The organism is Rhodovastum atsumiense, assembly GCF_937425535.1.
Classification (GTDB): Bacteria; Pseudomonadota; Alphaproteobacteria; order Acetobacterales; family Acetobacteraceae; genus Rhodovastum; species Rhodovastum atsumiense.
Genome location: NZ_OW485601.1, coordinates 929,395 through 950,249 on the forward strand (window position 1 = coordinate 929,395; position 20,855 = coordinate 950,249).

The window sequence follows — 20,855 nt, forward strand, 5'->3', positions numbered from 1 at the left end:
TTGGTGGAGGTCCAGGAGGCGAAGCCTCCTGGTCGGGTTCGGGGCAACGCCCCGACTGGTCGTACATTAGGAACCTCGGTGTTTTTCGTGCCCCCTCGCCGCGTGCTGCCGGCCACCCGCATTGGCCTGGTGGCTTTCGTGCTGTTCCTGGCCTGTATCCCGCTCGCCAATTGGATGATCGGGCATGTTGGCCTGGTTTGCCTGCCGCAGGGGCCGTGTCTTGTCCCGGTGGCGCCAGGGCTGATGGCGCCCTCGGGCGTGCTGATCATCGGTTTCGCCCTGGTCCTGCGCGACATGGTGCAGCGTTGCCTGGGCACTGGCTGGGGTCTCGGTGCGGTGCTGGCCGGCAGCGTGGCGTCGGTGGCGCTGGCTGATCCGCATGTGGTGCTGGCGTCCGGCCTGGCGTTCCTGCTCAGCGAGCTGACGGATTTCGCCGTCTACACGCCGTTGCAGCGGCGTGGGCTGGTGCTGGCGGTGGTCGCTTCGTCCCTGGCGGGGCTGGTGGTCGATTCGGTGGTGTTCCTCTCCGTTGCCTTCGGCAGCCTGGATTTCCTGGCCGGTCAGGTGATCGGCAAGGCCTGGGCGGTGGCGATCAGCGTGCCGCTGGTGCGGCTGGCGCGGCGGCTGGGGCCGCAGCCTGCGTGATGCGTGCCGCCGATTTCGATTTCGCGCTGCCGCCCGAGCGCATCGCCCAGCATCCGGCCCGCCCGCGCGACGCGGCGCGGCTGCTGCAGGTGGGAGGCGCCGGCTGGCAGGACCGGCAGGTGCGTGACCTGCCGGGGCTGCTGCGGGCGGGTGACATCCTGGTGGCCAACGACACGCGGGTGATCCCGGCCCAGTTGGAAGGACGGCGCGGGGCGGCGCGGGTCGGCATCACGCTGGACCGGCCGCTGGCCGACGGCACCTGGCACGCGCTGGCGCGCAATGCGCGACGGCTGCGGCCGGGCGACACGGTGGATTTCGCCGCGCCTTTGGTGGCCCGCGTCGAGCGGCGTGACCCGGACGGCGGCGTGGCGCTGCGCTTCAACCTGGAGGGCGAGGCCTTCACCGCCGCGCTGCGCGCGACCGGGGCGCTGGCGCTGCCGCCCTACATCGCCCGTCCCGATGGCCCCGGCCCGCAGGATGCCCAGGATTACCAGACCATCTTCGCCGCCCGGGAAGGGGCGGTCGCGGCCCCCACGGCGGGCCTGCATTTCACCCCGGCCCTGCTCGCCGGCCTGGAAGCGGCGGGGGTGCGTCGCGTCACGCTGACCCTGCATGTCGGCGCCGGCACCTTCCTGCCGTTGCGGGAGGAAAACATCGACGCGCACCGGCTGCATGCCGAGCGGGGCGAGGTCAGCGCCGGGGTCGCCGCCGCGGTCAACGCCGCGCGGGCGGCGGGCGGGCGCATCGTCGCCGTGGGCACCACCACGCTGCGGCTGCTGGAAAGCGCCACCGACGAGTCCGGCACGCTGCGTCCCTTCGCCGGCGAGACCGACATCTTCATCCGCCCGGGCCACCGCTTCCGCTCGGCGGAGCTGCTGATGAGCAATTTCCACCTGCCGCGCTCGACGCTGTTCATGCTGGTCTGCGCCTTTGCCGGCACCGAACGCATGCGCGCCGCCTATGCCCATGCCATCGCCTCGGGCTACCGCTTCTATTCCTACGGCGACGCCACCCTGCTGGAACGCGCATGAGCCTGTCCTGGACTGCCACCGCCACCGACGGCGCGGCCCGCGCCGGCGTGCTGCAGACCGCGCATGGCGCGGTCGAGACCCCGGTGTTCATGCCGGTCGGCACCGCCGGCACGGTGAAAGCGATGACGGCCGACGCTGTCCGGTCCACCGGCGCCCGGCTGATCCTGGGCAATACCTATCACCTGATGCTGCGCCCCGGCGCGGAGCGGGTGGCGGCGCTGGGCGGGCTGCACCGGATGATGGACTGGCCCGCCCCGATCCTGACCGATTCCGGCGGCTTCCAGGTCATGTCGCTGGCCGGGCTGCGCAAGCTGGATGCGGACGGCGTCACCTTCCGCTCGCATATCGACGGCACCCCGTATCGCCTGACCCCGGAAAGCTCGGTCGATATCCAGCACAAGCTGGACGCCACCATCACCATGGTGCTGGACGAATGCACCCCACACCCGGCGACCGAGGAGGAAGCCCGGCGCTCGATGGAGATGTCGATGCGCTGGGCCGCGCGGTCGCGCACCGCCTTCGTCCCCCGGCCGGGCTACGGCCTGTTCGGCATCGTCCAGGGCAGCGTCTATCGTGACCTGCGCCTGGCTTCGGTGGCGGCGCTGACCGCGATCGGCTTCGAGGGCTACGCGGTCGGCGGGCTCGCCGTCGGCGAGGGCCAGGAGACGATGTTCGAGGTGCTGGACTACACCGCCCCCGCCCTGCCCGCCGACCGGCCGCGCTACCTGATGGGGGTGGGCACGCCCGACGACCTGCTGGGCGCGGTCGCGCGGGGCATCGACATGTTCGATTGCGTCATGCCGACGCGGGCGGGGCGCACCGCGCGCGCCTTCACCTCGCGCGGCGTGTTCAACCTGCGCAACGCCCGCTTCGCCGACGATCCCCGCCCGCTCGACCCCGATTGCGGCTGCCCGCTGTGCACGCGCCATGCGCGTGCCTATCTCCACCACCTGTTCCGCTGCGAGGAGATGCTCGGGCCGATGCTGCTGACCTGGCACAATATCCAGTATTACCAGGACCTGATGCGGGGGATGCGCAAGGCCATCCTGGCCGGGGGCCTGGCGGCGCATGCCCAGGCGGTGCGGGCGCGCTGGGCGGCGGGCGACGACCCGCGATGAGCGAAACCTACCAGGGCCTCACCCAGCTCGGCCATGCCAGCGCCCAGCCGGCGACGCCGGAACAGGCGGTGCTGGAGCGCGTGCCGAACCCGCATGCCGGCACCGCCTATCTGGTCCGCTTCACCTGCCCGGAATTCACCTCGCTGTGCCCGATCACCGGCCAGCCGGATTTCGCGCACATCGTCATCGACTACGTGCCGGATGGCTGGATCGTCGAGAGCAAGTCGCTGAAGCTCTATCTGGCGTCCTTCCGCAATCACGGCGCCTTCCACGAGGCCTGTACGATGGACATCGCGCAGCGTCTGGTGGCGCTGCTGGACCCGCTGTGGCTGCGCATCGGCGGCTACTGGTTCCCGCGCGGCGGCATCCCGATCGACGTATTCTGGCAGACCGGCGCCCCGCCCGCGGGAGTATGGGTGCCCGACCAGGGCGTGGCCCCGTATCGTGGGCGCGGATGACAGCGTCCCGGTAACCGCCGCCGCGATCCGGGCGAAGGCGCTCGCGCTGGGCTTCGACGCGGTCGGCTTCGCTCCCGCCTCCCTCGGCCCCGAGGCCCGGGCACGGTTGCTGGAATTCCTGCAGGCCGGCCGGCACGGGGCCATGGGCTGGCTGGCCGAACGGACCGGGCAGCGCAGCCACCCGCAGGCGCTGTGGCCGGAGGCGCGCACAGTGATCTGCCTCGGCCTGTCCTATGCACCGGCCGAGGACCCGCGTGCCACGCTCGGCCGCCCCGACCGGGGGAATGTCTCGGTCTATGCCCGCCATCGCGATTACCACGACATCGTGAAGGGACGACTCAAGCATCTCGGGCAGTTCCTGGTCTCCCGCTACGGGCCCGAGGTGAAGGTGTTCGTGGACACCGCCCCGGTGATGGAAAAGCCGCTGGGCCAGCAGGCCGGACTCGGCTGGCAGGGCAAGCACACCAACCTCGTCTCGCGCCGCCATGGCTCCTGGCTGTTCCTGGGCGAGGTCTACACCACCCTGGCAATCCCGCCCGATCCGCCACACGCGGATCGCTGCGGCAATTGCACGCGCTGCCTCGCCGCCTGCCCCACCGGCGCCTTCCCGGCGCCGTACCAACTCGATGCGACACGCTGCCTCTCCTACCTGACCATCGAGCATCCCGGGCCGATCCCCGAGGCACTGCGGCCGGCAATGGGCAACCGCATCTATGGCTGCGACGACTGCCTGGCCGCCTGCCCGTGGAACCGCTTCGCCACCGCCACGCGCGAGGCGAAGCTGCAGGCCCGGCCGGACCTGCTCGCCCCGCCGCTCGCCGAACTCGCCGCATTGGACGATGCCGGGTTCCGCGCCCGCTTCGCCGGTTCCCCGGTCAAGCGCATCGGCCATGGCCGCTTCCTGCGCAATGTCCTCATCGCCATCGGAAATGCCGGCGATGCCGCGCTGATCCCCGCCGCGGCCGCCCGGCTCGCCGATCCGGACCCTGTGGTAGCCGACGCAGCCGCCTGGGCACTGGCGCGTTTGCACGCCGCAGGGGGAGGATGCCCATGACCCGAACGGAAACCGACAGCCTCGGCAGCATCGAGATCGACGACGACCGCTGGTGGGGCCCCCAGACCGAGCGCGCCCGGCGCCTGTTCCGGATCGGCGAGGAACGCTTCCCACGTGGCCTGATCCGCGCGGTCGGGCTGCAGAAGCAGGCCGCCGCCGAGGCCAATCTCGCACTGGGGGAGTTGCCGGAAGAGATCGCCCGCCCGATCGCCGCCGCCGCCGCCGAGATCGCGGCGGGCCGGCTGGATGCCGAGTTCCCCCTGCCGGTCTGGCAGACCGGCTCCGGCACCCAGACCAACATGAACGCCAACGAGGTGATCGCCAACCGCGCCAACGCCGCCCTCGGCCAGCCGAAGGGCACGCGCCGGCCGGTGCATCCCAACGATCACGTCAATCGCGGCCAGTCCTCCAACGATTCCTTCCCCACCGCCATGCACATCGCTGCCGCCGAGGCGGTGCAGGCGTTGCTGCCGCGGCTGGAAACGCTGCACCACGCCCTCGCCATCCGCGCCGCGGCATGGGAGAGCATCGTCAAGGTGGGGCGCACCCACATGATGGACGCGGTGCCGGTCACGCTCGGCCAGGAATTCGCCGCCTGGGCCCGGCAGGTCGAGCTTGGCATGGCGCGGCTGCGCGACGTGATGCCCCGGCTGCTGCCGCTGCCGCAGGGCGGCACCGCGGTCGGCACCGGGCTCAACCGCCATCCCGAGTTCGACCGCGTCTTCTGCGACCGCCTCGCGGCCCTGACCGGACTCCCCTTCACGCCCAGCCCCAACAAGTTCGAGGGCATGGGCGCGCACGACGCCTTCGTCGAGCTGTCCGGCATGCTGAATGTGATCGCGGTGTCGCTGAACAAGCTCGGCAACGACATCCGCCTGCTCGGCTCCGGACCGCGCGCGGGGCTGTCGGAACTGATCATCCCGGCAGACGGCCTGTCCTCCTCGATCATGCCGGGCAAGACCAACCCGACCCAGAGCGAGGCCCTGACCATGGTCTGCGCCCAGGTCATCGGCAACCATGTCGCCGTGACCATGGGCGCGGCACAGAGCTTCCTCGAGCTCAACGTCTTCAAGCCGCTGATCATTCACAACGTGCTGGGCTCGGCGCGGCTGCTCGGCGATGCCGCCGAAAGCTTCGCGCACAACATGGTGGCGCGGCTCGAACCCAATCACGAGCGCATCGCCGAGAACCTGGCGAAATCGCTGATGCTGGTCACCGCGTTGAACCCGCGGATCGGCTACGACAAGGCGGTACGGATCGGCAAGATGGCGCTGGCGGAAAACATCACGCTGAAAGAAGCGGCAGCAAAGCTGGGCTTCGTGACGCCCGAGGAATTCGACCTCTGGGTCAGGCCCGAAGAAATGGTCCAGCCGGGGGCGAACCTGGAAGGTGGCGCCTGATGGCCGTCGGCGTGCTGGTCAAACGCAGCTTCACCCTCGCCGGCCATCGCACCAGCGTCGCGTTGGAGCAGGAATTCTGGGACGCGCTGATCGCGCTGGCAGGCACGCGGGCGATCACCCTGTCGGCGCTGGTCGCCGAAGTGGACGCATCACGAGGACCGGAGCGCCCCCTTGCCTCCGCGTTACGTGTACACGCGCTGCTGCAATCGCATTAAGAGTGTGGAAACCAAACGCGATCAAATCGGTTCGAAACGGTAATGCCGCCGAGGCAAAGGCTCGACATCGTATCGTTTCATCCGACTGAAGCCAGGGATCCCTGATCATGCGCCAGCTCGTCACGCCGCCGCCCCCCAGCCCCCTGGTGCTCTGCGATCGCCTGCTGGCCCTGGCACAGGACGCCGACCGCGCCGGCTTCGCCATCACCGCCGAGCACCTGCTGCACCTCGCGCACGAGGTATTCGATGAACAGCGGGCGGAAGCATAAGCGTCAGGAAAGGCCAGGGCTTCGCCCTTGTATCTCAACAGGCACCCGAGCGCGTAGGGTAACGCGCTCGGGAGCGGAAGGGAGCCCGCCTTGCCCTGGGGTGATCGAGCCCGTGGTCCAGCACGGTGCCCCTTCCGCGGCTATGTCCGTAAGCCCGAACAGTCGCCAGGGACGGCGCAAGTCGATCCCGCATACGCAAGGACGGGTGATGGACCAGACGGCTCAAGAGCAATCGATGTTTGTTGGCATCGACGTTGCCAAGAAGCATCTTGATGTGCATGTGCTACCGGCGGCGACCAGTTTTCGTGTCGATCGGGACGGTGCCGGCCTGGATGATTTACGCGATCGGCTGCAGGGCTTGTCGCCTGCGCTGATCATTCTGGAGGCGACCGGAGGATACGAAAAGGTGGTGCTGGCCACTCTGGCTGGCGCTGGCCTGCCGGTGCTGGCGGTCAATCCCCGCCAGATCCGCGACTTCGCTCGCGCCTGCGGCCGGCTGGCCAAGACCGATCAGCTCGATGCCGCGGTGATCGCCCGCTTCGCCGAACGTATCCGTCCAGAGTTGCGGCCGTTGCCGGATGCCGCAACCCAGATGTTGGGCGAGATCGCCGCGCGGCGCCGCCAGATCATCGACATGATCTCCGCCGAAAGCATGCGCCTCAAGCAGGCCACCGCCCGCAAGCTGCAGCGCGGCATCAACGCCCACCTCGCCTGGTTACAGCAGGAACTCACTGACATCGATACGGATCTTGATAGCGCCATTCGCGAGAGTGACGTGTGGTCACGCAATGAGGCGTTGCTCGACTCGGTGCCAGGCGTTGGCAAGACAACCGCCCGCACCCTGCTGGCCGAACTCCCTGAACTGGGGACGCTCGACCGACGACATATCTCCGCTCTCGCCGGCCTCGCTCCGTTCAACCACGACAGCGGAACCCATCGCGGCAAACGCAGCATTCGCGGCGGACGCACCGTGGTGCGCTCCGCCCTCTTCATGGCTGCCTGGGTCGCCACACGCCGCAACCCCATCCTCAAGTCGGTCTACGAGCGTCTGATCGCCGCGGGCAAAGCACACATGGTCGCCCTCGTCGCCTGCATGCGCAAACTTCTCACAATCCTCAATGCCATCATCCGGGACCAGCAACCGTGGCAAGCCGCTTGACACGCAAGACAGTCGCTGGACCCAGCAGGGGTCAGGGGACCCCTGCACCCCAATTCGCGCTGCGCGGCACGGCACGTGTAGGGCGGATAAGCGCAGCGCCATCCGCCATCGCAACGCTCCGCAATCAAGGCCGCGCGGCGTGCTCGGCGCGCCAGCGGACCACCGCCGCCATCTCCGCCGAACGCTTCAACTGATCGAGCGGACCGTTCAGGCGCAAGCCAACCACGGGCGGATCCGCCACCGCCGGCAGCAGGCCGAAACGCAGGTCAGCGGTGCTGCCGCCCAGGTCGACACTGCCACCCAGGGTCACCGCCCCGGAGGCCCCGGTCATCCGCGCCTCGGTGACTTCCATAACGCCACGCCGGGCCCGCAAGGCCAGATCGAGCCGCGTGAACGCGGTGGTGCCGCCCGACAACGCCGTCCGCAGCGCCGCCTCCGGCAGGCCGCCAGTGGCACTGGCCAGCGAGAACCCGGTCAGCGTGCCGTCCATCGCCGTCACCCTCGCCTCGCCGGACAAGGTTGCCAGCAAGGCCGCGGGGGAATAGCCGGACGCCTCCAGCGACAGGCCGGCATCGACCCGGCCGGTGACCAGATCGACCGGCAGGCCGAACAACGGCCCATCCACCGTCGCGCCGGTCAGGGTGGCCTGCACGGCCAGCGCCGGCACCGTCCCCCCGACATCGAGGCTGGCACTGCCCCCGAGCGTCCCGCCATCGAGCCGCGCCGTGCCGCCCTCGAGACGCAGCTTCCCCTCGGCCAGGGACAGCGTGGCCGCGGCCTGTTCCAGCACCGGGGTGAGCCCGTCGAGCACCCGCCCCGCTTCCAGCCGCAGATTGGCGCGCCAGCCGGCCAGGGCAGCGATCGGCAACGGCTCCGGCGACCGGGGATGCGGCACCGGCAGCGGCAAGGTCTCGGCGACGATCCGCCCGCTCAGCAATGGCGGCGCCGTGCCGTCGGCTTCCAGGGCCAGCGTGCCGTTCGCATGCAGCCCGCCGGCGGAGAGATCGAAACTGTCCGCCGCCCATCGCGCCGGACGGCCGACGGCGAATTGCCCCGACAGCCGCGCCACCAGCCCGAGCGAGCCATCGCCAAGCCAGGACGCGGTGCCGCCGATCCCCAGTGATTCCAAAAGCCGCGGCGCCCCCGGATGGCGCAGCGTCAACACCCCCGCGGCACTGCGCCCCGACAGGTCGAGCGTCGGCTGTGCCTCCAGCCGCAGGTCGCCGAGCTCGCCGGAGATGCGCAGGCCGAGCGCCTCGGGCGCGCCGGAGGCGGTCGCCTGCAGCATCAGCGGCGCCAGCCAGAACGTGCGCGCCCGGGCCAGCGGGGCCAGCGCCGGCGGCAACAGCCCGGCCAGCGGCGCGGCCGACGGCGCCTGCAGGTCGAGCCGGCCGTCAGCGATCCGCCCGCCTTCCCGCAGGGCGCCGGACAGGGTGGCGCGCATGTCCGAGGCAGTCACGTCGAGACGGCGCAACGTCAACGCACCGCCCTCGACCGCGGCATCCAGTGCCACCGGACCGAAGGCGGTGCCACGCAGGAAAGCCTGCTGCGCGGTCAGCCGCAGATCGGCATCCATGCGGGCGAGCCGCGCGGGAATACCGGCAAGCGGCGGCAGGGCGGCGGGCAGCCACGGATCCAGATCGCACCGATCCATGCGCAGCGTCGCCGCGAGCCCCGGCCGCTCGCCGGTGCGCAGGCCGAGCAGGCCGCTCACGCGAATGCCGTCCAGCGTGCCGTCCAGTCGCGACAGCGCCAGTTGGCCGGGCTGCAGCACCGCATGGCCGGCCATCTCGGCGCTGCGCAGCACGCCGGGCGGCAGCGCGGAGAACGGAGCGACGCCGGCGGCGTCGAGCCAGGCGAAGGTGGTGCGCAAGGCCGGCGCGGACAGCGTCACATCGCCTTCGAAGCGCGGCACCTGCGCCCCGCCCTCGCGCGGCAGTACCTGCCCGGTGACGGCGAGGGCCGCATCTCCGGGCAGCACCATCTTCAACTCGCGCACCGCTACCGTGCCGCCCTCGATGTCGAAGGCGCCGCGCAGCCGCCGCAAGGTGCCGCCGGCCAGTTGCGCCGCCTCGGCCGAGAGGTCGATGCCGGTGGGAAAGGCCGGCGCGCGGCCGCGCAGCAGTGCCGGGGCCCAGCCATCGAGATCGAGCCGGTTGGCGGCCAGCGCGACATCCAGCCGCAACTGCGGCAGCACCCGCAACGCGACCGCGCCCTTGGCCGCCGACCCGCCGATCTCTCCCACGAGATCGTCGGCCGCGGCGAGACCGCCCGAGATGCTGACCCGTCCCTCGGCGCGGAACGGCACCGCCGGCGCCGGCAGCAATTGCGACAGGTCCGGACCGCGCCCGGCGATGCGGCCGACGAAGCTGCCGTCGGGGTGCAACTGGCCGGTCAGCGTGGCGCCGGTGTCCTGCACCGGGCCATGCCCGTCGACGGTGATGTCGAGCCCGGCCGCCCCGTCGTCGCCGGCGCGGGTCAGCCGGCCGGTGAAGTGCCAGGGCCGTCCCGAGATCTGGCCGTTGCCGGCGGCGGTGTAGCTGCCGGTGAAGGCATCCGTGGTCAGGCGGGCGCGAATGCCGGTGATCGCCACCCGGCCGACCACGAGCTGCCCATCCTCGATCTGCACCGAGGTGGTGGCGAACCACTCCGGGGCAGCGGCGGAGATCTGCACCGGCTGCAGCGGCCAGGGCACCCGCATCTCCGCGCCACGCAGCACCAGTTCCCGGGCATCGATCCGTCCCGCGGCCAGCGCCGCCAGCCCGACGCGCAGGTTCAACTGATCGGCGCGGATGGTGATGCCGTCACCGCCCTCGGTGACGCTGACCCCGGCGGCGGTCAGTTGCGGTGTCGGCAACAGCGCCAGGCTGATGGGACCGGCGATGCGCACGTCGCGCCCGAGTTGCTCGGAGGCCAGGGTGGCGATCGAGTCGCGGTAACGGTCCCAATCCAGCAGCGGCGGCAACAGCCAGACCGCCGCCACCGCCAGGAGCAGCAGCAGCGCGAAGCCGCCCAGCAGGAGGCGCAGCGCGCGCACTAGCCCGCCGCGGGGCCGTAGCCGCCACCACCCGGCGTCTCGATGACGATGGCATCGCCCGCGCCCAACTCGACCCGGTCGGTGCCGGCCAGCACCTGGACGCCGCCGCCGGCCCGCTCCACCCATTGCCGGCCGGCGGTCCCGTCGGCGCCGCCTGCCAGCCCGAACGGGGCGACGGCGCGGCGGGAGGCGACGATCACCGCGGTCATCTTCTCGCGGAAGCGCAGGCGCCGGCGTGCGCCGTCGCCGCCGCGCCAGCGCCCGGCCCCACCGGAGCCGCGGCGAATGGCGAATTCCTCGACCAGCACCGGGTAGCGCAGCTCCAGCACCTCGGGATCGGTCATGCGGGTATTGGTCATGTGGGTCTGCACCGCGCTGGTCCCGTCGAAGCCCGGCCCCGCGCCGGTGCCGCCGCAGATGGTCTCGTAGTACTGGCGCGTCGCGTCGCCGAAGAGAAAGTTGTTCATGGTGCCCTGGCTGCAGGCGAGCGCGCCGAGCGCACCGAACAGCGCGTTGCAGGTGGCCTGGCTGACCTCGGTGTTGCCGGCGACCACCGCCGCCCCCGGCGCGGGCGAGAGGAAGGTGCCGGGCGGGATGTGGATGGTGATCGGCACCAGGCAGCCATCGTTGAGCGGGATGTCGTCGCCGACGAGGCAGCGGAAGACATAGAGCACGGCGGCGCGCGTCACCGCCGGCGGGGCGTTGAAGTTGCCCGGGTTCTGCGGGCCGGTGCCGGTGAAGTCGACCAGCGCGCTGCGCGCGGCCCGGTCGACCGCGACCCGCACGCAGAGCGGCGCGCCGTTGTCCATGACATAGCGGAAAGCGCCGTCGCCGATGCGGTCGATCACCCGGCGGACGCTCTCCTCGGCATTGTCCATGACGTGGCGCATATAGGCGCGCACCACCTCCCAGCCGTACTGGGCGACGACGCGACGCAGCTCGGCGACGCCCTTCTCGTTGGCCGCGACCTGCGCCTTGATGTCGGCCACGTTCACGTCCGGGCTGCGCGCCGGCCAGCGCGCCCCGGCCAGCAGCGCGCGGAATTCCGCTTCGCGGAACTGCCCGCGCGAGACCAGCAGGAAATCGTCGATCACCACGCCCTCTTCCTCCAGCGTGCGTGACGCGGGCGGCGTGGAGCCCGGGGTGATGCCGCCGATATCGGCGTGGTGGCCGCGGCTGCCGACGAAGAACAGGATCTCCCGCCCCGCCGCGTCGAACACCGGGGTGATGACGGTGATGTCGGGCAGGTGGGTGCCGCCATTATAGGGATTGTTCAACGCGACCACGTCGCTCGGAGCCAGGGTTGCGCCGCGGCGGGCGATGACGGTGCGCACGCTCTCGCCCATGGCGCCGAGATGCACCGGCACGTGCGGCGCATTGGCGACCAGCCCGCCGCCGGCGTCGAAGATGGCGCAGGAGAAATCCAGGCGCTCCTTGATGTTGACGCTCTGCGAGGTGTTCTGCAGCACCGCCCCGGTCTGCTCGGCGACGTTCATGAACAGGTTGTTGAACAGCTCCAGCAGCACCGGGTCGGCACGGTCGGTGCCCGCGGCGATGCGGATCTGCCGCGCCTCGGTGCGCCGCAGCAGCATGTGGTCGCGTTCGGTGACCTCGGCGGTCCAGCCGGGCTCGACCACGGTGGTGGCATTGGCCTCGCGGATCAGCGCGGGGCCGGCGACATGGTCGCCCGCGCGCAGCTCCGTGCGCTCGAACACCGGGGTCGGGTGGGCGCGGCCGCCGCTCCACATCTCCACCTGGTCGATCGGCGCCGGGGCGCCGCCGGCGCGGGCGGGAATGGTCGCCTCGATCACCGGTTCGCCGGCGGCGGTCGCTTCCACCGCCACCGCTTCCACCACCAGCCCGCGGCCGGGCGTGGCGAAGCCGAACCGGGCGCGATGTGCCGCGGTGAACGCGGTCTCGACTGCCCCGGCCGGGGCGAGATCGACCACCAGCGCCGCCTCGGTGCCGGCGTAGCGGACATGCAGGCGGCAGGCGACGGTGATGCGGGCGGGATCGGCGCCCTGGGCACGCAGCGCCTGCGCCGCCTCCCCGGCCAGCCGCGCCGCCAGCGCCTCCAGCCCGGGCATCGCCTCGGCCGAGAGCGGGCACTCCACCGCCTGCTCGCGCATCGCCGTCTGGTCGGCGAGCCCCATGCCATAGGCCGACAGCACGCCGGCGAAGGGATGGATGAACACCGTGGTCATGCCCAGCTCGTCGGCGACCAGGCAGGCATGCTGGCCGCCGGCGCCGCCGAAGCATTGCAGGGCGAAGCGGGTGGCGTCGTGCCCCTTCTGCACCGATACCTGCTTGATGGCGTTGGCCATGTTGGCGACCGCGATGCGCAGGAAGCCCTCGGCGACGTCGCGCGGGTCACGCGGCGTGCCGGTGGCGGCGGCGATCTCGGCGGCAAGGCGGGAAAAGCCCTCCCGCACCGCCGCGTCATCCAGCGGCGCGTTCCCCTCCGGGCCGAAGATCGCCGGGAAATGCGCGGGCTGGATCTTGCCCACGCAGAGATTGGCGTCGGTGACGGTCAGCGGGCCGCCACGGCGGTAACAGGCGGGACCAGGATCGGCACCGGCGGAATCCGGGCCGACCCGGAACCGGGCCCCGTCGAAATGCAGGATCGAGCCGCCGCCCGCCGCGACCGTGTTGATCGCCATCATCGGCGCGCGCATGCGCACGCCGGCGACCTCGGTCTCGAAGGCGCGCTCGAAACCGCCGGCATAGAGCGCCACGTCGGTCGAGGTGCCGCCCATGTCGAAGCCGATGATGCGGTCGAGCCCGGCCATGGCAGCGGTACGGGCGGCGCCGACGATGCCCCCCGCCGGCCCGGACAGGATGGCGTCTTTGCCCTGGAAGCGATGCGCCTCGGCCAGCCCGCCATTGGACTGCATGAAATAGAGCCGCACCCCGTCCAGCTCGGACGCCACCTGATCCACGTAGCGGCGCAGGATCGGCGAGAGATAGGCATCCACCACCGTGGTGTCGCCGCGCGGCACCAGCCGCAGCAGCGGGCTGACCTCGTGGCTGGCCGAGACCTGGGCGAAGCCGGCCTCGCGCGCCAGCGCGGCGAGGCGCCGCTCGTGCGCGGGGTGCTTCCAGGCATGCATCAGCACGATGGCGACCGCCTCGATGCCGCGGGCCCGGGCGGCGGCGAATTCCGTCCGGGCGGCGTCTTCGTCCAGGGCCTCCAGCTCCGTCCCCCCGGCATCGACGCGGCCGGGGATTTCCACCACCGCCTCGTAAAGCAGTCCGGGCAGGGTGATGCGCAGGTCGAACAGGCGGGGACGCGCCTGGTTGCCGATGCGCAGCGCGTCGGCGAAGCCGCGGTTCACCACCAGCAGTGTGCGCTCGCCCTTGCGCTCGAGCAGCGCGTTGGTGGCGACGGTGGTGCCCATCTTCACCGCCTCGATCGCACCGGGCGGGATCGGGGCATCGGGCGCCAGGCCCAGCACGGCGCGGATCCCGGCCAGGGCGGCGTCGCGATACCGGCCCGGGTTCTCCGAGAGCAACTTGTGGGTGGACAGCCGGCCCTGCGGGTCGCGGGCGACGATGTCGGTGAAGGTGCCGCCGCGGTCGATCCAGAATTGCCAGGCTGCCATGGGAGGTCCGATGCAAACGTAATGCAGGAGGGTCGTTTCGGCTGACGGTCAAGAATGGGGATTCAAGGCGAAAAGACGAGCGGCACGAAACCACTCTTTTGCCCCCGCCGGCCGCCGCATGGTAGAGGCATTGCAGCATCGACAGGGCTCGCGCGCGCGTGTGGGGCAAGATCATTGGTGGGATGGCCGGCTTCGCCATGGGCGGCCCGTTCGGGGCCGTGGTGGGCGCGGCGCTCGGCCATGCCGCGGAATCGGGCGGGATGGGACAGATCAACCCGCCCCGGTTCTCGTTCCCGGGGATGGATAATTTCGGCCCGGCACGGCTGGCGGCGCTGCTCGGCCAGCGCGACCAGGTGTTCGCCATCAGCGTGGTCGTGCTGGCGGCCAAGCTGTCGAAATGCGACGGGCCGGTGAACCGCGAGGAGATCGACGCCTTCAAGCGCGTCTTCCGCATCCCCCCGGCCTCGCTGCCGCAGGTCGGGCGCCTGTTCGACCAGGCGCGCGAGCAGTCGGACGGCTACGAAGGCTACGCAAAACAACTCGGCGGCACCTTCGCTGACAATCGCGGGATGCTCGAGGACGTGTTGGCGGCGCTGTTCCTGATCGCGCGCGCCGACAAGCCGCTGACCCTGGCCGAGCAGGCGTTCCTGCGCCGCGTGCATGTGGGCTTCGGGCTGGACGAGGCAGCATGGGAACGGGCCAGCGGGGCCCGCGCGCGCACCACCAGCGCCGCCGCCCAGGCCGAGGAAGACCCCTATGCCGTGCTCGGCCTCGCGCGCGGCACCACCGACGCACAGGTGCGGGCGACCTGGAAGCGGCTGATGCGGGAGAACCATCCCGACAGCCTGGCCAGCCGCGGCGTGCCGCCGGAGTTCATCGCCCGCGCCAGCGACAAGGTGGCGCGCATCAACGCCGCCTGGGACCGCATCAAGCGCGAGCGCGGCCTGTGAGCCCCGGCATCCGCGACCTGCCGAGCCCGAACCATGACGAGCGGCCGGCCGATACCCCGGTCGACATGCTCATCCTGCACTACACCGGGATGCAAAGCGCGCAGGAAGCGATCGACCGGCTGCGCGACCCGGAGGCCCGGGTCTCCAGCCATTACGTGGTGGAGGAAGACGGGACCATCTGGCGCCTGGTGCCCGAGGAACGACGCGCCTGGCACGCCGGGATCTCCTATTGGCGCGGCCATCGGGTGCTGAACGGGCGGTCGGTCGGCATCGAGATCGTCAATCCGGGCCACGCCTTCGGCTACCGCGACTTCCCGGCGCCGCAGATGCGGGCCGTCAGCCGGCTCTGCCGGGAGATCCTGGGCCGCCACGCGGTGCCGGCTCGCAATGTCGTGGCGCACAGCGACGTGGCGCCGGACCGCAAGGAAGACCCCGGCGAGCGGTTCGACTGGGCGGGACTGGCGCGCGAGGGCATCGGCCTGTGGCCCGAGGGCGTGCCCGACCTGGGCACCGACGGGGCGTTGGCGGATGCGCAGGACCTGCGCGCGGTCCGGGCGGCGCTGGCACGAATCGGCTACGAAGTGGCGGCGGAAGGGCCGTTCGATCCCGCCCTGGCCACCGTCCTGCGCGCCTTCCAGCGCCACTGGCGGCCGGAAGCGGTCACCGGGCAGGCGGATGCCGGGACGCAAGCGCGGCTGCTGGCCGTGGCGGGAAGCTGCGGCTGAACCAGGGGCCCCGGCACGGCCCGGCATGGGCGATCTGACGCAAGAGGCGTTGACCCCTCGCGTGTGAACGCGCATCTGCAGCGGGCCAGACGGCCGGACGGCCGCTGCCGGGGGCAACCCCGGTGGAGGAAAGTCCGGGCTCCACGGGAATACGGTGCCGGCTAACGGCCGGCGGGGGCGACCTCAGGGAAAGTGCCACAGAGAACAGACCGCCCGCGCAAGACGGCGACGTCCCGCGGGCAAGGGTGAAACGGGGCGGTAAGAGCGCCCCGCGCCCCCGGCAACGGGGGCGGCACGGCAAACCCCACCGGGAGCAAGACCGAATAGGGGCGACCGTGGGCGGTCCGCAGGGCCGCGCCGCAGGGGCATTCCCGCCCCGTCGCCCGGGTTGGTCGCGTGAGGCATGTCGCGAGACATGTCCCAGAGGAATGGCCGTCCCAGCCGCAAGGCTGGACAGAACCCGGCTTACAGGCCGTCTGGCACCCCTTCCAACGTAGGACGTTGCGTAACCATCCCCCTGGGGGAATGTGTGATCTGTATCATTTACGCAACAGTCAATTCAGGAAAATACACGAAGAAGATACTCGAAAACCATGTCCTAACGCCTTGAACTGTCATTACAAAATCGCGTCATGGGAACCCCTCCGAACGGAGTTTCCTTTTGACGCCCATATAGGCCCATGGTATCCCATAAGCCCCCAAGGCAAGAGGCGGCGCGCCCAAGCGGGGGCCCGGGCGGAACACCGACCAGCCGTATCGGGAACAAAGCAGGCACCGTGACATGAGGCAGGCGGAAACACGCGGGAAAGGGCGTACCCGGCCGGATGACCCAGTTTGTGGGCACTCATCAGAACAGGCTGGACGCCAAGGGCCGTGTCTCGATCCCGGCGCCCTTTCGCAACGCCCTGAAGAACGCGGACGGAGTTACCAGCCTGATCCTGCGGCCCTCGCACACCTATGCCTGCATCGAAGGCTGGCCGCCCGCGATGTTCGAGGCGCTGTCCGCGCCGCTGCAGAAATTCGACATGTTCAGCGAGGAACAGGACGATCTTGCCGCTGTCCTGTTCGCCGAGGCCTATCCGGTCGAGGCCGACAAGGAAGGCCGCATCGTGCTTCCCGAAAGCCTGAAGGACCATGCCAGCCTGACCGAAGCCGTGCTGTTCATGGGGCTTGGCCGCACCTTCCAGATCTGGGAACCCAAGGCCGCCGAGCGGCGCCGCGCCGAGGCGCGCGAGCGGGTGCGCGCACGTGGCCTCACGCTGCCGGGAACGGCCGCATGAGCGGGCACCTGCCGGTGATGCTGGCCGAGGTGCTGGAGATGCTGGCCCCCCGCCCTGGCGCGGCCTGCCTCGACGGCACCTTCGGCGGCGGCGGCTACAGCGGCGCCATTCTCGAGCGCGGCGTCGGCACGCTGTGGGCGATCGACCGCGACCCGGCCGCGATCGCGCGGGGCGCCTCGCTGGCCGCCCGCCATCCGGGCCGGCTGCACCTGATCGAGGGCTGCTTCGGCGACCTGGCCGAATTGCTGCGCGACCGCGGCGTCGACCGCCTCGACGGCGTCGTGCTCGATCTCGGCGTTTCCTCCTTCCAGCTCGACGACCCCGACCGCGGCTTTTCCTTCCGCGGCGACGGGCCGCTCGACATGCGCATGGGACGGCAGGGCCCGACCGCCGCCGACCTGGTCAACCGCCTGCCCGAGCAGGAACTGGCCGACACGCTGTTCCAGTTCGGCGAGGAACGGCTGTCGCGGCGCATCGCCCGCGCCATCGTCGCCGCGCGCGCCGAGACCCCGATCGAGACCACCGCGCGGCTGGCCGCCATCATCCGTGGCGTGGTGCCGCCGGATCGTTCTGGTATCGATCCCGCCACCCGCAGCTTCCAGGCCCTGCGCATCCGCGTGAACGATGAACTGGGCGAGATCACCCGCGCGCTGGCCGGCGCGGCCACGCTGCTCGCCCCCGGCGGCCGGCTGGTGGTGGTGTCCTTCCACTCGCTCGAAGACCGGCTGGTGAAGCGCTTCATGACCGAGGCGGCCGGCCGCGCACCGGCGCCCTCGCGGCACCATCCCGGCGGCCTGGTGCCCCGCGATGCCGCCCGGTTCCGCCTGCTCACCCCACGGGCGCTTCGCCCGGGGGAGAGCGAAACCACCGCCAACCCGCGGGCGCGCAGCGCGCGGCTGCGGGCGATTGAACGGGTGGCGAGCGCCACCGAAGGGGTTGCAGCATGATCCGGCCATTCACCTTTGTCTGCATGGTGCTGGCCGGCGGTGCGGGCCTCTATCTCTACCAGGCCAAGCACACCTCGCAGTTGCTCGACCGCGAGATCGCGCGGGTGGTCCGCCAGGCCGACGGGGCGCGCGAGCGCATGGCCGTGCTGCGCGCCGAATACACGCTGCTGAATGATCCCTCGCGCCTGTCCGAACTCGCCGGGCAGCATCTGCCGGGGCTGAAGACCACCCAGCCCGGCCAGTTCACCACGGTGGCGGAGTTCGAGAAGCGGTTGCCGCCGGTGGGCGAGCCGCCGGCCGAGCCCGCGCCGGTCGAACCCGACGCGCCGGGGGCGAAGCTGCCGGAACCGAAGCCGGTCGACCTGCCGGTGGCCAGGCTGCCCGAGGCAAAGCCCGACCGGCCTGAGAAGACCGAGCCGGCACGCCCGGCAATCGCCCACCGCCCGGCCGCCGAACCCGCCGCCGTTGCCGCCGCCACCGCCCCGCGCCCGGCGCAGGCGACGGCGCAGGCGCAGGCGCAGCAATCCTCGCCGCAGCCTGCCCCCCAGCGCACCGCCCCGTCGCGCCCGATCGTGCTGACCGAAACCCTCGGCTCGCCCGCCGCGCATGCGCGCCAGCGCACGCGCGCGCCGGCGCAGGCCGCGGTGGTGCCGACCGCCGCGGTGCAGCCGGCCTCGCCGCCGCCGACCCACCAATGGGCCAGCGCCCTGGGCAACCGCCCCTCCTCGCCGCCGCCGCGCCCGCTCTCGATGCAGGCGGCCGGCACGCAAGCCTATGCCCCGCCCCCGGGCAGCCCCGCCGAAGCGGTGGCGCGCGCGGCCCGGGGCGGGGCCGTCGATCCCTCGGTTCCGGCGGTGGCATCGGCGCTCGGCATGGCGCGCTCGCTCAGCGCGGCCTCGCCGGTCAGTGCCGCCAATGCCGCCTCCTACTGGCAGGCTGGCGGGGGCCAGCCGGCAGGTAACCGATGACCGAGGGCCCGCTCGCCGCCCCCTCGCCGTCCAGCCCGGCCCGCCGGTTCGGCGCGCCGCGCGAGGCGGCGGTGCCGCGCATGGAGACAGTGCGGATCACCGCGCCCGACCTGCAACGCCGTGCCGCGCTGGAGCGCACGCGCGAGCGGCTGGTGCTGGCAGCGGGCGGGTTCGCGCTGCTGTTCGCGGCGCTGGTGGTCAAGCTGGCGGATGCCAGCATCTTCGACCCGCGGATGCCGCGCCTGGTCGAGCAGCGGGTGAAGCCGCCCGAGCCGCCCGCGGATGGCAGCGCCTCCGATCTGATGCTGCGCGCCCAGCGTGCCATGATCACCGACCGCAACGGCGAGATCCTGGCCATCTCGCTGCCCACCGCGGCGGTCTACGCCAATCCGCGCGAAATGATCGATCCGGCCGAGACGGCGCGCAAACTGAAGTCGGTCCTGCCCCGGCTCGACGAGGACGTGGTGCTGGAGCGGCTGTCCGGCGACAAGCAGTTCGTCTACCTCGCCCGCCAGATCACGCCGCGCGAGCAGTTGCAGATCAACGCCCTCGGCATTCCCGGCGTCTATTTCGAATCGACCGAGCGGCGCCGCTACCCGATGGGCCGCGTCGCCGCCCAGGTGCTCGGGGGTGTCGACGTGGACGGCAACGGTGTCGCCGGCGTCGAACGGTTCTTCGAGCAGCGCCTGCGCGACGACCCGGCGCCGTTGCGCCTGTCGATCGATGTGCGCGTGCAGGCGGTGGTGCGCGACGAGCTGTCACGGGCGATGGAGGAATTCAGCGCCATCGGCGCATGCGGCATCGTCATGGACGTGCGCACGGGCGAGATCGTGGCGATGGCCAGCCTGCCCGACTACGACGCCAACACGTTCGGCCAGTCGCCGGCGGATGACCGGTTCAATCGTTGCGTCACCGGCGTATACGAGCCCGGCAGCACCTTCAAGCTGCAGACTGCGTCGATGGCGCTCGACAACAACGTGGTCAATCTCTGGAACGGCTTCGACGCCAGCCACGCGATCCGCATCGGCCGGTTCACCATCAACGACTTCGAAGGCAAGCACCGGTTCCTCTACGTGCCGGAGATCCTGGCCTATTCGTCCAATATCGGCGCGGCCAGGATGGCCGAGGCCGCCGGCCCGACGCTGCAGCGGGCGTGGATGGAGAAGATGGGCATGCTGCGCCGGCTGGGCGTGGAACTGCCCGAGGCCGCCGCGCCGATGGCCCCGCCCGCGGCCAACTGGAAGGAAGTCTCCACCCTGACCATCGCCTTCGGCCACGGCATCGCGGTCTCGCCGCTGCATGTCGTCGCCGGCACCGCGGCGATCGCCAATGGCGGCGTCTACATGCGCCCGACCGTGGTGGCGGCGGAATCCGGCACCACCCGCGAAGGCCGGCGGGTGATGCAGCAATCGACCTCCGACACCATGCGCCGGCTGATGCGCCTGGTGGTGACCGACGGCTTCGGCAAGAACGCCGAGGTGCCCGGCTACTATGTCGGCGGCAAGACCGGCACCGCCGAGAAGATCGCCGGCCGGGGCTACAACCGGCACTCGCGCGTCGCCGCCTTCATGGGTGCCTTCCCGATGAACGCGCCCCGTTACGCCGTCTACATGATGCTCGACGAGCCGCACGCCACCAAGGCCACCTATGGCTACGCCACCGCGGGCTGGGTGAGCGCGCCGGCCGCGGGCCGCGTGATCGCGCGCGCCGCGCCGATGCTCGGCCTGCTGCCGCAGATCGAGAGCGCCGCCACGATCTCCGCCCAGCTCGCCATCCCGCTGCAGCCGCCGCGACCGGGCGGCGCGAAGCCGGCCGGCGCCCCGGTCGCCACCACCCCCGCCCCTCGCCCGGCGCCGCCGGTCGCCACGGCGCCGCGCCCCGCCCCCGGCTCGGTGCCCGCCGCCGCCCCGCCCGTCATGCCGGCGCCGCGTGACCTGCGGCACGAGGCGCGCGCCACCGTTCCTGCCCCGGGCCCGTCCGCGCTTGCGGTGCGCTGA

Annotated in this window: 17 protein-coding genes and 1 other RNA gene; 16 read left to right on the forward strand and 2 right to left on the reverse strand. The window is 71.6% G+C overall.

Going from position 1 to position 20,855, the window contains the following annotated elements:
• Positions 1 to 87: 87 nt before the first annotated feature.
• From NBY65_RS04025 to NBY65_RS04065, 9 genes are all read left to right on the forward strand, one after another.
• Complete coding sequence (locus tag NBY65_RS04025) at positions 88 to 645, forward strand: VUT family protein (RefSeq protein WP_250265632.1); 558 nt, start codon at positions 88 to 90, stop codon at positions 643 to 645.
• The gene (queA, locus tag NBY65_RS04030; RefSeq protein WP_150043121.1) at positions 645 to 1,676 is read left to right on the forward strand and encodes a tRNA preQ1(34) S-adenosylmethionine ribosyltransferase-isomerase QueA; all 1,032 of its coding nucleotides are present in this window, start codon (positions 645 to 647) and stop codon (positions 1,674 to 1,676) included. The genes NBY65_RS04025 and queA overlap by 1 nt, the downstream gene beginning before the upstream one ends.
• Positions 1,673 to 2,794: a tRNA guanosine(34) transglycosylase Tgt gene (gene tgt / locus NBY65_RS04035; protein WP_150043120.1), complete on the forward strand. Its 1,122-nt coding sequence runs from the start codon at positions 1,673 to 1,675 to the stop codon at positions 2,792 to 2,794. The genes queA and tgt overlap by 4 nt, the downstream gene beginning before the upstream one ends.
• Positions 2,791 to 3,252 carry a preQ(1) synthase gene (queF, locus tag NBY65_RS04040; RefSeq protein ID WP_150043119.1) on the forward strand — a complete coding sequence of 154 codons (462 nt, stop codon included), beginning with the start codon at positions 2,791 to 2,793 and terminating at the stop codon, positions 3,250 to 3,252. The genes tgt and queF overlap by 4 nt, the downstream gene beginning before the upstream one ends.
• Positions 3,239 to 4,306, forward strand: a complete 1,068-nt coding sequence (queG, locus tag NBY65_RS04045; protein WP_150043118.1) for a tRNA epoxyqueuosine(34) reductase QueG — start codon at positions 3,239 to 3,241, stop codon at positions 4,304 to 4,306. Before queF ends, queG begins: the two co-directional genes overlap by 14 nt.
• Entirely contained in the window at positions 4,303 to 5,706 is a 1,404-nt protein-coding gene (locus NBY65_RS04050) for a class II fumarate hydratase (RefSeq protein WP_456313011.1), read from the forward strand. The genes queG and NBY65_RS04050 overlap by 4 nt, the downstream gene beginning before the upstream one ends.
• On the forward strand, positions 5,706 to 5,921 hold the full coding sequence (locus NBY65_RS04055) for a ribbon-helix-helix domain-containing protein (protein ID WP_150043116.1): 216 nt from the start codon (positions 5,706 to 5,708) through the stop codon (positions 5,919 to 5,921). Before NBY65_RS04050 ends, NBY65_RS04055 begins: the two co-directional genes overlap by 1 nt.
• A gap of 107 nt (positions 5,922 to 6,028) precedes the next feature.
• A complete protein-coding gene (locus NBY65_RS04060) occupies positions 6,029 to 6,190 on the forward strand; it encodes a hypothetical protein (protein WP_162530744.1) in 162 nt (53 codons plus the stop codon).
• 235 nt (positions 6,191 to 6,425) lie between these two features.
• The gene (locus NBY65_RS04065; RefSeq protein WP_408895628.1) at positions 6,426 to 7,349 is read left to right on the forward strand and encodes an IS110 family RNA-guided transposase; all 924 of its coding nucleotides are present in this window, start codon (positions 6,426 to 6,428) and stop codon (positions 7,347 to 7,349) included.
• Between the two features lie 124 nt (positions 7,350 to 7,473).
• Here NBY65_RS04065 and NBY65_RS04070 read toward each other — a convergent pair whose 3' ends face one another.
• Both NBY65_RS04070 and NBY65_RS04075 read right to left on the reverse strand, forming a co-directional pair.
• Positions 7,474 to 10,386, reverse strand: coding sequence for an AsmA family protein (locus tag NBY65_RS04070; protein WP_162530420.1), 2,913 nt, complete (start codon positions 10,384 to 10,386; stop codon positions 7,474 to 7,476).
• On the reverse strand, positions 10,386 to 13,988 hold the full coding sequence (locus NBY65_RS04075; RefSeq protein WP_250265633.1) for a hydantoinase B/oxoprolinase family protein: 3,603 nt from the start codon (positions 13,986 to 13,988) through the stop codon (positions 10,386 to 10,388). Before NBY65_RS04075 ends, NBY65_RS04070 begins: the two co-directional genes overlap by 1 nt.
• A gap of 182 nt (positions 13,989 to 14,170) precedes the next feature.
• On the opposite strand from NBY65_RS04075, the gene NBY65_RS04080 reads away from it, so the two are divergent.
• The 7 genes from NBY65_RS04080 (at position 14,171) to NBY65_RS04110 (ending at position 20,855) form a co-directional block, all read left to right on the forward strand.
• Entirely contained in the window at positions 14,171 to 14,938 is a 768-nt protein-coding gene (locus tag NBY65_RS04080; protein WP_150039325.1) for a TerB family tellurite resistance protein, read from the forward strand.
• 65 nt (positions 14,939 to 15,003) lie between these two features.
• A complete protein-coding gene (locus NBY65_RS04085) occupies positions 15,004 to 15,663 on the forward strand; it encodes an N-acetylmuramoyl-L-alanine amidase (RefSeq protein ID WP_203330385.1) in 660 nt (219 codons plus the stop codon).
• Between the two features lie 85 nt (positions 15,664 to 15,748).
• Positions 15,749 to 16,147: RNase P RNA component class A (rnpB, locus tag NBY65_RS04090), an RNA gene on the forward strand.
• A 340-nt stretch (positions 16,148 to 16,487) separates the two neighbouring features.
• Positions 16,488 to 16,943, forward strand: coding sequence for a division/cell wall cluster transcriptional repressor MraZ (mraZ, locus tag NBY65_RS04095; protein WP_150039326.1), 456 nt, complete (start codon positions 16,488 to 16,490; stop codon positions 16,941 to 16,943).
• Positions 16,940 to 17,890, forward strand: a complete 951-nt coding sequence (gene rsmH / locus NBY65_RS04100; protein WP_150039327.1) for a 16S rRNA (cytosine(1402)-N(4))-methyltransferase RsmH — start codon at positions 16,940 to 16,942, stop codon at positions 17,888 to 17,890. Before mraZ ends, rsmH begins: the two co-directional genes overlap by 4 nt.
• The gene (ftsL, locus tag NBY65_RS04105; RefSeq protein ID WP_150039328.1) at positions 17,887 to 18,858 is read left to right on the forward strand and encodes a cell division protein FtsL; all 972 of its coding nucleotides are present in this window, start codon (positions 17,887 to 17,889) and stop codon (positions 18,856 to 18,858) included. Before rsmH ends, ftsL begins: the two co-directional genes overlap by 4 nt.
• A complete protein-coding gene (locus NBY65_RS04110; protein ID WP_250265634.1) occupies positions 18,855 to 20,855 on the forward strand; it encodes a peptidoglycan D,D-transpeptidase FtsI family protein in 2,001 nt (666 codons plus the stop codon). The genes ftsL and NBY65_RS04110 overlap by 4 nt, the downstream gene beginning before the upstream one ends.